General features: G+C 37.8%; 12 protein-coding genes. 6 read left to right on the forward strand and 6 right to left on the reverse strand.

Features of this window, described 5'->3' with window-relative positions; genetic code table 11:
- The 4 genes from Q0X77_RS14415 to Q0X77_RS14430 form a co-directional block, all read left to right on the forward strand.
- Nucleotides 1-247 (forward strand): FAD-binding domain-containing protein (locus tag Q0X77_RS14415; protein ID WP_297798526.1); only part of this gene is annotated, 247 nt, incomplete at its 5' end.
- 1 nt (nucleotide 248) lies between these two features.
- Nucleotides 249-875: a flavin reductase gene (locus Q0X77_RS14420; protein WP_297798527.1), complete on the forward strand. Its 627-nt coding sequence runs from the start codon at nucleotides 249-251 to the stop codon at nucleotides 873-875.
- A gap of 3 nt (nucleotides 876-878) precedes the next feature.
- Nucleotides 879-1,010 (forward strand): DUF2256 domain-containing protein, encoded by a 132-nt coding sequence (locus Q0X77_RS14425; protein ID WP_297798528.1) that lies wholly within the window; start codon nucleotides 879-881, stop codon nucleotides 1,008-1,010.
- Nucleotides 1,011-2,495, forward strand: coding sequence for a cryptochrome/photolyase family protein (locus Q0X77_RS14430; protein ID WP_297798529.1), 1,485 nt, complete (start codon nucleotides 1,011-1,013; stop codon nucleotides 2,493-2,495). It abuts the gene before it with no gap.
- A 79-nt stretch (nucleotides 2,496-2,574) separates the two neighbouring features.
- Here the strand turns inward: Q0X77_RS14430 and Q0X77_RS14435 are convergent, their stop codons facing one another.
- The 3 genes from Q0X77_RS14435 to Q0X77_RS14445 form a co-directional block, all read right to left on the reverse strand.
- Entirely contained in the window at nucleotides 2,575-2,985 is a 411-nt protein-coding gene (locus Q0X77_RS14435; RefSeq protein WP_297798530.1) for a hypothetical protein, read from the reverse strand.
- Nucleotides 2,986-3,510: a glutathione peroxidase gene (locus Q0X77_RS14440; protein WP_297798531.1), complete on the reverse strand. Its 525-nt coding sequence runs from the start codon at nucleotides 3,508-3,510 to the stop codon at nucleotides 2,986-2,988.
- 166 nt (nucleotides 3,511-3,676) lie between these two features.
- Nucleotides 3,677-4,018, reverse strand: coding sequence for a DoxX family protein (locus tag Q0X77_RS14445; RefSeq protein ID WP_366939242.1), 342 nt, complete (start codon nucleotides 4,016-4,018; stop codon nucleotides 3,677-3,679).
- Nucleotides 4,019-4,106: 88 nt separating this feature from the next.
- On the opposite strand from Q0X77_RS14445, the gene Q0X77_RS14450 reads away from it, so the two are divergent.
- On the forward strand, nucleotides 4,107-4,487 hold the full coding sequence (locus Q0X77_RS14450; RefSeq protein ID WP_297798533.1) for a DoxX family protein: 381 nt from the start codon (nucleotides 4,107-4,109) through the stop codon (nucleotides 4,485-4,487).
- Nucleotides 4,488-4,649: 162 nt separating this feature from the next.
- On the opposite strand, the gene Q0X77_RS14455 is transcribed toward Q0X77_RS14450, so the two are convergent.
- From Q0X77_RS14455 to Q0X77_RS14465, 3 genes are all read right to left on the reverse strand, one after another.
- Complete coding sequence (locus tag Q0X77_RS14455) at nucleotides 4,650-5,669, reverse strand: transporter substrate-binding domain-containing protein (protein WP_297798534.1); 1,020 nt, start codon at nucleotides 5,667-5,669, stop codon at nucleotides 4,650-4,652.
- 77 nt (nucleotides 5,670-5,746) lie between these two features.
- The gene (locus Q0X77_RS14460; RefSeq protein WP_297798535.1) at nucleotides 5,747-8,662 is read right to left on the reverse strand and encodes a hypothetical protein; all 2,916 of its coding nucleotides are present in this window, start codon (nucleotides 8,660-8,662) and stop codon (nucleotides 5,747-5,749) included.
- A gap of 273 nt (nucleotides 8,663-8,935) precedes the next feature.
- A complete protein-coding gene (locus tag Q0X77_RS14465) occupies nucleotides 8,936-11,200 on the reverse strand; it encodes a tetratricopeptide repeat protein (protein ID WP_297798536.1) in 2,265 nt (754 codons plus the stop codon).
- A gap of 363 nt (nucleotides 11,201-11,563) precedes the next feature.
- Here Q0X77_RS14465 and Q0X77_RS14470 point away from each other — a divergent pair.
- On the forward strand, nucleotides 11,564-11,843 hold a 280-nt coding region (locus Q0X77_RS14470), incomplete at its 3' end, for a hypothetical protein (RefSeq protein ID WP_297798537.1).

Here is an 11,843-nt window from a genome sequence, read left to right on the forward strand (position 1 = left end):
CATTAAAAAATGGGTTCCAGAGTTGGCTAATGTGCCGGAAGCATTTATTCACGAACCGTGGACAATGAGCGCCATGGAACAAACATTTTGTGGGGTATCCATTGGCAAAGACTATCCGGCACCGATAATAGACCTAAAAACTAGTGCGAAAACAGCCAGAGATAAAATATGGGGGCATAAAAAGCATCCTATGGTTAAGGCAGAGAAGAAACGGATATTAGCAACACACGTAAACCAAAGAAAATAAAATGCATTATACAAGCCAGGATATCAAAGCCATGAATCGGGTGAATCGGATAAAAGTCATAAATTCCGTTACCGGAATAAAGTCGGCTAACCTCATAGGAACGGTATCCAATACCGGAGAAACAAATGTTGCGGTGTTTAGTTCTATTGTTCATCTTGGCAGCAATCCCGCATTACTTGGTTTTATTTTAAGACCAACTGCAGAAATCCCGAGGCATACATATAGCAATATTAATGAGAACGGCTGTTATACCATAAACCATGTACATCCTGGTTTTACTGATAAAGCACATTACACCTCCGCCAAATTTGATAAGAAAATATCGGAGTTTGACCGTTGCGGTTTATCGGAAGAATATATCGCTGATTTTAAAGCACCTTTTGTACGTGAAAGTCAATTTAAAATGGGAATGCAGTTTAAAGAAGCCATAAATATTAAACTTAATGGAACTATACTTGTGATAGGTGAAATAGAACATCTTATTATTCCCGAAACAGCATTTGTAAATGATGATATTGATCTTGAACAAACCAATAGTGTTGGTATTTCAGGTTTAAACAGCTATTATGAATTAAAAAAAATAGCTCGCTATCCCTATGCAAGGGTTACTGAAGCTCCTGATTTTTAGTCAATGAAAAAACAACACCTTCCCCAAAAAATATGTGTTTCCTGCCAGCGTTCGTTTGTCTGGCGCAAAAAATGGAAAAGGAATTGGGAGGATGTTAAGTACTGTAGTGAACGTTGCAAAAGAAATAAAACATAAATGAAAGCAGTTAATCTTATTTTTCCTCATCAACTTTTTAAAAGTTCTCCACTTATAGAAAATGGACTTACCTGCTACCTAATTGAAGAATATCTATTTTTTAATCATTACAATTTTCACAAACAGAAATTAGCATTTCACAGAGCTTCAATGCGGTATTATGAAGATTTCCTCACCTCAAAAAAAGTTGATGTTGTCTACATAGAATCAATAAATGAAATTTCTGATATCCGCAATTTTATTCCATATCTGGCAACAAAGGGTGTTACATGTATAAACTACATCGACCCGGTTGACAATTGGCTTCAAACCCGAATTGAGGAACAATGCTCCAATATTACAATTGACAGGAATGTCCTGGATTCTCCTTTATTCTTAAATAACAAAGAAGACCTGCAACCCTTTTTTCGAACTGATAAAAAGAAGTACCATCAAACTTCCTTTTATATAGACCAAAGAACCACCAGGCATATTCTTCTCGATAATGAGGGGAAACCTATAGGTGGAAAATGGACATTCGATACTGAAAACAGAAAAAAATATCCTGCAAAAAAAACACCTCCGGCCATACACTTTCCGGACGTGGATAACTTTTATAAGGAGGCTTGCGACTACGTAGCAACGAATTTTTCCAATAACATAGGTCAACTCTCAGAAAACCCTCTTTACCCTACAAATTTTGAAGCTTCTCAAAAATGGTTTCAACAGTTTTTGGAACAACGTTTTTTAGAATTTGGCACCTATGAAGATGCCATAGTAGCAGAGCATTCTATTTTAAATCACAGTGTATTAACCCCAATGCTCAATGTGGGTATGATTACACCAAAAGAGATTGTTCAACACAGTATTGAATTCGCAAAAGGGCATAACATCCCTATCAATTCCCTGGAAGGTTTCTTGCGTCAGATAATAGGTTGGCGTGAGTTTATACGTGGCATGTATGAAAGTCGGGGTAGTGATGAACGTACCCGTAACTTTTGGGGTTTTAACAAAAAGATCCCTAAATGTTTTTATGATGGAACAACAGGTATTTATCCGGTAGATCAAACCATAAAAAAAGTATTGCGGACAGGTTATTGCCACCATATTGAACGCTTAATGGTCCTGGGAAACTTTATGCTCTTGTGCGAATTTGACCCCGATGAAGTATATCGCTGGTTTATGGAACTCTTTATAGATAGTTATGATTGGGTAATGGTGCCTAATGTTTATGGAATGAGTCAATTTGCAGATGGTGGGCTTATGGCCTCAAAACCTTATATAAGCGGCAGCAATTACTTAATGAAAATGAGTAACTACAAAAAAGGAGATTGGCAAAAATCATGGGATGGGCTTTTTTGGCGATTTATGGATAAACACCGCTCCTTTTTCAAGCAGAATCCCAGGTTGGGTATGCTTGTAACAATGTTTGACAAAATGCCCCAAGAGAAAAGAGAAAACCATCTAGAAAATGCAGAAATATTTCTCGCCAGGTTAGTGCCATAGCGCTTTAAATTGCGCATTGATTATTTCAAGAATAACAAAAATGCTCATTTAAACCAGTCATTTTTAATGTGCCCGGGTTTTATTTTTGAAAAAAAATACTCATCAGGAATATGGCAGTCCATAAAACTGTTCGTATCCAATTCTTCTTAACCAAAGTGTTGAGCATTTTGGTATCGACAATACTTCCGGAAATACTATTGTGAATGGGCACGAACTGCCAGAAAGTTAAGATCCAAATTAAAAGAACAAGAACAAGACTCGAAATTGCCAAAAATGAGCTGGTAAGTGTAACCTGAACTATTGATAAACCAAGTTGGGCAAGCATAAGCGGGATAACAATCAGGCTAATTTGAGAGGTATATTTTCGATGCCAAATAAGAAGGTCTTCTCTTTGATAATATAAAAAGCTTGGGTAGATAACAAGTTGAACTGTCCAGATTAAGACAACAAGTCCAAAATCTATAATAAGCCTTATAAAATCAATACTCATTTACAGCTGCTTGGTAATTTTTGAACTCATAGGTTTGGTTAATGAATAATAATAATCGATAAGGTTTCCTTTTTCATCAACCAGGTATTTTTGAAAGTTCCATTTTACACCGGAGCTTTTTTTACCGTTAAGTTCTTTAGAAGTAAGCCATGAATAAAGAGGATGCTGATTACTTCCTTTGACATCAATTTTCTCAGTCAAAATAAATGTAACACCAAAGTTCCTTTCACAAAAGGTTTGAATTGCCGAAGCATTACCGGGCTCCTGCCGGCCAAATTGATTACACGGTGAACCGATGACCACCAATTTGTCTGAATAACTATCACTTAATTTTTGCAGGTCTTTGTATTGTTTAGTAAATCCACATTCCGAGGCAACATTTACAAATAATAGTTTTTTACCCTTGTAGGCAGAAAGTGAAATAGGACTACCATCTAATCCGTTGATTTTAATATCATAAATTGATTTCTTTCTCCTATTTGCTGTTTTGTCAGTAACTATTCGTACTCTTTCTAAAGTTTTCATTGATAACCGGTTTTGATGCTAAACTATTTAAGAGTGTAAAATTACTGATTTTGTTTATCTATATATGTTAAAGTTTAAACAATATTTGATCTCACTAATGGCTTTGTACTATGAATTTTTTGTATCTTTCCACTTGTTGAATAGGGAAATATCCAATTTCAACGAATTAAAGACCTGAGTATGAGCTTAAGAAAATATAAAGGTTAATAAGCATGAACGCAAAAGCAGGGAATGATACCAATAGGCCGTCCTTGATTTTAATTCTGACAAAAAAGCCTAATAGCATGAGAATTGCTAAACCGGCAGAGGCAATAACGGTCATTAAGGGATAAATGAAACCTATAAGAAGACCGGTAGCCCCCAGAAGTTGAAGAATGCCTGTAAGCTTGCGAAAATTGGTTAGGCCGAAGCGTTGGAATTCCCGGTGCATTTTTTTGCTGAATAAGCAGTTAAGCCCATACCAAATAAAGCCAAAAGCGGAAATTAAAATTAGTGATGTTAACAACATTGAAGATATATACAATCTTTAAGAATTTCAATTTTAAATCCTAATAAAAATCAAAGATACACGGGGTAGAAATTAAAGCAGTACAATTATGGAAAATTATTATTTTATCATTGCAGTCAAGTTATTTATTTTTCTGAGTATAATTAACGTTTGGTTTTTCAGATTTGGAAAATCAACCGATTGGAGAGGCGGTAACGCTACTTCCATGAAAGAAGAATTCGAAGCTTATGGCCTGCCCGCACCAATGTTATATCTGGTAGGTGGTCTAAAAGTATTATTTGCCACCCTTCTGGTAGTGTCTATCTGGTATGAAAAATTGGCTATCCCTGCTGCCGCGGGTATGGCAATACTGATGCTTGGTGCTATAATTATGCATTTCAAAATAAATGATCCCATTAAAAAGTCAATCCCGGCTTTCAGTTTTTTGGTTTTGTCCTTGATAATTATAGTTTTTCATATGGGAAACTGATATATTAAACAATATTTTTGAGGACATAGATTACCATATGGAGTTTACTTTCTAAAGGTCATATGTAATCCAAAGCCCATCTTTAAATTGGCATACAGATCTTCAAAAAGATATTCAGCATGGCGCTAATTCATTAGGGCACTATGCATGCAGACAAATTAACTATTCCCCCTTAGACGTATATTTTCTTAGACTTTCCTTCCATGCAGGTTGCTGAATACGGTCAACCAAACGAAGGTTTAGCTCATCCATCAGTGGGTGACCTTTAGGCAACATAAAACTTCTGTAGCGATACTCGAAGCCAACTGTGAGAAGTTGTACCTTGTTGTCCAACTGGCTCTCTTTGATCAGGTATTCTACCTCAATTTTATCATGAACCAACACGTTGATATCTTTCCTGGCCAGTGCTCGTAGGGCCTGTGCCGGGGTTCGATACGTATAGTGGGCACTCATATTGTGCCTCGCCAGAAAATCTTCATTGCCAGAGGCACCAACAATCCCAATTTTTTCAACTATTTTAAGGTCGGACAGCCCCTTAATACTTGCAGCCAGGGTGTTGACCGTAAGCGTAGAAGCTATGGTCGCCGTAAAACTGGATATAATAATGACCGCAGTAAACATCCATATAATGGCAATACTTTTACCAGCATTTGTTTTAGGAGCTTTATCACCGTAACCCACAGTTGTCATAGTAACTGCAGCCCACCAAAGACCATCGACCAAACCAAGGAACCCCCCTCTGAACTGGTATTTATTATGTCTTCGTTCAAATAGCCATAAAAGGGTTCCGAAGGTCAGTAGAATAAGAAATAATATGGCGATTATCTTTAGAAATGCCATTGAAAAGAAGTTCTGAACAAATATGCGGAACTGACTTTGGCTTGAGGTAGAAACAGCCACCCCTATATGTGAAATATAAAACGGTTGGGTCACTTCAAACTTTCTCGTTCGTTGTGGAGTATTGATTAAGGGATTTATAGAAAGGTCTAATTCCTCATAATCAAGAGCCCGAATGATGCCAATTTCGTCGCTAAACTCAATAAACTTATAGGGTCTATCCAATTCCCCGGCAATATAATTCCACAAATCCATAGAAAGTCCTTCATAAGACCCTTCTGAATTTTTTATAAGAAAAGGGGGGTCAATATGTACGCCAACCAACAGTGTATCCGATTTATTCATAGCGAACGAGGAACCCATCATCAACAGTGACAGCAGAAAAAAAATGATTCCCCTAAAAAAGCAATTCAACATCTTCATTATTTCAATTCATCTGTAACATTAGCGGATAGAAAAGTAGCTAAAATTTGAAGGCTGATCTTATCCTGACTAGAAAACATATTTTTTTCTTTTCCATACACACATAAAATTGCGACTGCTCCTTTACTTTGCTCAAAAGGCACATACAACCTCGACTGGTATGAACGATTATCCTTTAAATTGATATACTGATCAGATTCCCGGTCATGATCCTGGATAAGCAATGATTTCATTTGTGCTATTGTAAAGCTTGTTAAATTTTCCTTGATATTAAATTCAACCTCCCTTTCCTGTATTCCTTTTACCCCTCTTTTATACCCTAAATATTTGATAACTGTGCCACTTTTAAATCCTAGTTCAAAGGCATCCATACCCGTGGGTAATTCTACCAATTTTGAAAGTAAGGGAATAACCCTGGCCCATTTAGCCCTTCGCGGTATCTGGCGGAGAAGCCTGTACAACAGATAATTAGTAACTCCGGCACTTTTAATGGCCTCCTCCTTTTGTTTTATGGCGACAGTTTGTGAACTCAATAGTTCTTCCTTAACACTTAATTCCTTCTCTTTTCTGAACAAGAGCGATTCCAATTGCCGGGTCCTGATTTTACTAAAATATCGGATACTCATTAAGAAAACGAACAGTCCCACACCCACTATCAAAAGGATCCCCCACCAAGTGGCATACCAAACTTTCTTAATATTAAACTCCAGGATAGTTGGAGCGCTCCAGGCATATCCACCTGGTTTCTGAGCCTGAACCATAAGACCAAACTGACCCGAATCATCCGGGCTGATGCGAACCTTTGAATCCTGGGTAGCGTTGGTCCAGGGGATATCTTCAATTTCGTCCTCAGGAAGATTACGCAAATAGATTTTGTATTTGTATTTATTATCTTGGCCGGGATAGGCAACAGAAGTAAAATAAAAATCTAAAATATCATTTCTGGAAAAATGATACTTGCCACGAGCGTCATAATCCCGGGCATTGGCCATTACTTTTTTCAATATTGGGGTTTTTGTACTCAGTGGGCCAGGTTGTTCCAGGGCAGAATAAACGGCACCTTCTGCTGTTCCTATCCATAATCGGTTGGCTTTATCCAAAGCCATAGCCCGGTAAGATGCTATTTTGGAAGGGGTGCCACTACTCTCATCAAAATTGACGTAATCTCCATCTGTGTCAAGGTGAATCATCCCACTGGTATCGGTGGCCAACCATATAGAACCATTAGGCATGGCAACAACAGATCTAATTTCAATTTCGGTATAATCGCCAAGTTCAACTCTTTCAACACGTTCTGTGTCAAATTTTAAAAGGCCATCAGTTGTACCCATCCAAACCATTCCTCTGTTATCTACAGCAAGATCGTGTACTTCGAAATTACTACTCACTTTAAATGGCAGCTGAACACTTCGGTTCTCAAAACGGTCTGTGGATCGGTTATACTTATAGAGGTAATTTTCACTGCCAATACCAGCAGCATACAATTCATTTTTTCCGCCTTCGTCCAGCACCAGGATACGAGAATTTAATCCCTCTAACTCCCCATATTCCCTGAACTCACCATCACGGCCTATTTTTGCGATGCCAACAATAGGCTTGTCAGAAGGAGCCTGACACAGCCAAACCTCTCCTAGATGATCAGCAAACATATAAAAAACACCACCTCCTCTATCAGAAATATCAAATGTTCTAACGAACTCCCTACCCCTGTACTGATCAATTTTGCCCTCTCTGGTAGCGTACCAGGTATTCCGCTTATGGCTTGCTATACCGGTAACACGATTAAGGTTACTCATTTCTTCAAATCTGTCAACACCCACTACATTGGATATGCGAAACACATTTCCCTGAGACACCAATACTTCATTCATACCCGTGGTCCCCAAAGACAGCACATTATCCAACGCCATCCCTGTCACCCCTTTAAAAAAACTGGAATAAAGAAGTCCAAGACCATCTGAAGTGCTTACCCAAATCTTACCCCCCATGCTCAGCTGATCCGAAGAAAAATAGATATGGTTAATATTTGTAAGCGGAAGGTTTTCTACCCGATGTGGATCATTGGAACCAAAAACCTGACGTGGCTTAGCCCTGGTTCCCGGTAAAAGTGTAAACAGCCTGTTTTCTGAAGATAGAAATAACAATCCTTCATTATCCTTTGTAATATAATGGAATTCCGTATCCTTGCCGGCCAGGGTAGCAGTGCTCCTTAAGTTGTGCTTTGAACCAAACCGAATCTCTAACAAGCCTTTACCGGCCAAATAGCAACGATCTTCCTGTATCAAAAAGTGTTCTGCACTTTTGAAATTTCCAAATTCAACAAATTTGTCTGATGCCTCCTTAAAATAGAAGAGCCCCTGACCAGGCAGTAAGATCCAGACTGTTTGGAATTTATCCTCTCCAAAAAAAATCTGAGTCGTTTTAACCCCATTTGTTAGTGGGTATTTCGTTGGTTTGCCGGACCCATTGGTATATAAAAGAACCGAGCCATCTAACTGCCCTACCCATAATCTATCCTGACTATCATTAAAAAGATTTCCGGGATAACCAGCATTGTTTTCAGTATCATCTGCTTCCTGCCAGGGGTTTATTTCAACGGTATTTCCAGAATAGCTTATGCTATAAACCCCGGTGTCATTCGTAAACAGAATAGAACCATCTGATATTGTCACCATAGCTTTGATGTAACGACTTTTTAAACTGGTGTTAAAATCTTCAAAGGCAGTGCCATCAAAACGGTAAAGGCCCTGATCTGATGCGATCCACATAAAACCCCTGGAATCCTCAATGGTTTGGTTCACTTTTTGGAAAGGCACATTTTCACCCTCATAAAGGACATAACGAAATTTCTGACCGAAGATAAAAGTCAACGGAATAGCCAAAAAAAGTAAAGTGAGGCTTATTCTGTATCGCATGAGGAAGTAAGTTGTCTGTTTAATAAATATACTAAAAATGACCTGAATAATACTACTTATGCCTTTCATACATAAAGGTAATAAGGAGCGGACAGGAACAACAGATAACTAATGGCTTATTTTGTTCCGGACTATGCTATTATGGAGATAAAATTGAACATTGCAGGTAACCTGCATTAAAATAGGAATAGTTAAGAATTAAAAAAAGACACCTGCCTTGATCATTTCAGGGTGGTTTGAAGAATAATTTCAGTCAGCATCTGTTAAATTTAATTATGACCCCTGCTGTAATCGTTGCATTATCTGAATATAATCAGGGTTATTTGGATTGATTTGAAGTAACTTACCACAGGTGCTTTTAGCACGGATTAGCTGATTAGAATTAATTTCGTTAAGCAGTTTTATATAAAGTATTCTTTCATCATAAGGAAACGTTTTTAAAGCGGTTTCTATTACATCATCAGCTTCTTTGTTCTTATTGTTTTGTTGAAGCATAAGGGCATAATTGTAATACGCGTTCGGATTAGCCGGTTCTCTGCTACAGGCCGCGGCCAAATAGTCCAGAGCTTTGTCCCTTTGATTGGTTTCGTTGTATAACAAACCCAGCATGTAATAAGAGTAGCTATAATCAGGTTCCTGTTCAATAACTTTCAGGTAGGTAGCTTCACTTTCTTCCACCCTGCCTTTTTGAAAATAGATCAATGCCAGGTTCATACGCGACCGGTTATTGTAACTATCCTCGGCAACCGCTTTTTCAAAATACTCAATGGCCTTATCAGAATCCCCCAGGTTTTGTTGATATACACCTAATTGATGCAGTCCTGCCGGTAAATCAGAATTCACTTTTAACTCCGTTAAATATTCTTCATTAGCTTTTTTAAATTCTTCGGAGAACTCCACACTACTTTTATCAACAAAATTAAAAAAGTGCGCAGCAGAAATACGAACGGCGCGTACTGAATCCTTTAATAAAGGCGTAACCTGAGGCGCAAAATCAGCACTACCAATGTTTTCTAAAGCACGAATGGTCTGATTTCTGACAAAAACGGAGGAATCATTTAAATAGCGCGTTAGATCCATCATTTCTTTGTATGATATTGGCGAATTGGCGTAGAGGCCTATCGCAGTTGCCCGCGCTATTTCCGGGTATTTTTTGTTAGAAAAAACCTTTTTGAATTCCTGATGATCGTCTGTGTAGCCTTTTAATAAATGATCAGAAAAATGGTCAGCTCTCTCCGGGCCGTATTTATCAACTATAAAGTCGCTCGCCCAATTAACCGATTTATCGGTATGACACTTATTACAGGCATTTGGCGTCCCATATTTAAGAGATTGATCTGGTCTGGGAATTCTAAAACTATGATCCCTTCTGTAGTCATTCACCATATACAATTTACCGTCCATATGGCAATTAATGCATAAAGCCGCTTCTGTATTCATTGCATGGTAATGATGCTCCGGGGTATTGTATTTATCAGGAACATGACAAGTTATACAAAGGTCGTTACCCTCCTTCTTCAGTTTAAGGGAATGTACATCATGACAATCCTTACAAGATACTCCCTCTTCGTACATTTTACTTTGAATAAATGAAGTATATACATACACTTCATCGCGTATCTGCCCATCCAGTTCATATAAAGGTTCTTCTAACATCCTCGGATAATAATGATCCATGAAATCTCCCGTATAATCAAAATAAGGTGTTAGGTTACCTCTCCTGGAATGACACCTGGCACATTTGTCCACAAGTTCCTTTGGCGAGGCGGAACTGCCCATATACATTTCCGGCGGGAGTATGCCATTAGATTCATTCTCCTCCTGCTCCTTAAAGTATGACACATGGGCACTTGAAGGACCATGACAGGCTTCACAGGCGACATTTATTTCACTGAACGTTGTATTGAATAAATCTGTTGGCTCGTCATAATTTTTCTGAAGATTGGTAGAATGACAATCTGCACACATGGTATTCCAGCGTTGACTCCCACCGGACCAGTTAATCCATTCGTCTGCATCTAAATCATAATCCGGCTGCAGGTGAAACCATTTTTCTTCTACAGTGTCCCAGGCAGTAAGTAAACAATTGTATTTTCCATTTGGAAATTGCACAATATATTGTTGTAATGGGGTATAGCCAAATGTATATACAATTTTATAATCGGCATACTTACCGTCCTTACCTTGCGTATTTACATAATAATCCCCTTCTTTTATAAAAAAGGAATTTTTAACCCCTTTATGCGTAAAGGTTGTATTATTAAAGTCGGCCAGAATAGTAGTAGAATCCGCAATTTTCATTGCTTCGTCGTGGTGCGAGTTCTGCCATAAGTCGTATTCCTGTTTGTGACATTCTATACACGATGCTGATCCTACAAAAGAAGCTTCGTGATAAGATTCCGCTACTTTAACATAAGTCTCTTTCTCTATCCCGTTACAGGCAGTCAATATGATGAATGGGAGTATAGCAAAAAACAGGTAGTTGTCTGAAGGTTTAGTCGTAAGAGAGGCGAAATATTTACTTCTTTTTAAAATCAATTGATCAATTTTTTCCCGAAGTTAATGTTCCTAAATGATTTTAGAAAACTATACAATTAAATTAATTACAAATGGTGATTTTATACGTCAAAGAATTTATTTCTCTCCTTAGAAACCATAATAAAACAATGCTTGTAAACGACCTTTATCGTCAGATTTACTGGCTTTATTCCGGCTTACAGCATGAATATATTCTACACCTGCTCTTGTTACCGATGTTATTTGCCAAAAACAATTCAATGGGTCCAATATACAATAAACGCAATTGAGACATTTTACCTTAAATATTAATTAGAAAACTTTCAGAACGAAATATCCAGTCATTTAAATTCGTAATTTAGCTTTTACTTAAATACATCAATTATGACGTCTAAGGGCCGGATCTTTGAAAATTCATCTCTTTTTGTGGGGTTTAAAAAAGTGGTAACCGCCTTCATTCTTGTATTAGCAGGCACAGGTTTCTTACAACAGGGCTACGGACAGGAAACTAGCAAATCAGATGGGTTAGAAAGTCAGGAAAAAAAACCTGTTGTCTTCATTCCGAAAATATCAGATATTATACCTCTGGCCGCGAAAATTGAAGCAAAATTGGCTCTTACAGAAAAATCGCAAAAGGATACCGTAAACCAAAAAGCTCTGAAAA

The sequence above is a fragment of the uncultured Eudoraea sp. genome (assembly GCF_947258925.1).
GTDB lineage: Bacteria > Bacteroidota > Bacteroidia > Flavobacteriales > Flavobacteriaceae > Eudoraea.

What these genes read in the sequence shown, in the direction of transcription:
- Q0X77_RS14430 (WP_297798529.1), top strand. Translation starts at nt 1,011, where the DNA reads ATGAAAGCAGTTAATCTTATTTTTCCTCATCAACTTTTTAAAAGTTCT.
- Q0X77_RS14450 (WP_297798533.1), top strand. Translation starts at nt 4,107, where the DNA reads ATGGAAAATTATTATTTTATCATTGCAGTCAAGTTATTTATTTTTCTG.
- Q0X77_RS14455 (WP_297798534.1), bottom strand. Translation starts at nt 5,669, where the DNA reads ATGAATAAATCGGATACACTGTTGGTTGGCGTACATATTGACCCCCCT.
- Q0X77_RS14440 (WP_297798531.1), bottom strand. Translation starts at nt 3,510, where the DNA reads ATGAAAACTTTAGAAAGAGTACGAATAGTTACTGACAAAACAGCAAAT.
- Q0X77_RS14435 (WP_297798530.1), bottom strand. Translation starts at nt 2,985, where the DNA reads ATGAGTATTGATTTTATAAGGCTTATTATAGATTTTGGACTTGTTGTC.
- Q0X77_RS14425 (WP_297798528.1), top strand. Translation starts at nt 879, where the DNA reads ATGAAAAAACAACACCTTCCCCAAAAAATATGTGTTTCCTGCCAGCGT.
- Q0X77_RS14445 (WP_366939242.1), bottom strand. Translation starts at nt 4,018, where the DNA reads ATGTTGTTAACATCACTAATTTTAATTTCCGCTTTTGGCTTTATTTGG.
- Q0X77_RS14460 (WP_297798535.1), bottom strand. Translation starts at nt 8,662, where the DNA reads ATGCGATACAGAATAAGCCTCACTTTACTTTTTTTGGCTATTCCGTTG.
- Q0X77_RS14420 (WP_297798527.1), top strand. Translation starts at nt 249, where the DNA reads ATGCATTATACAAGCCAGGATATCAAAGCCATGAATCGGGTGAATCGG.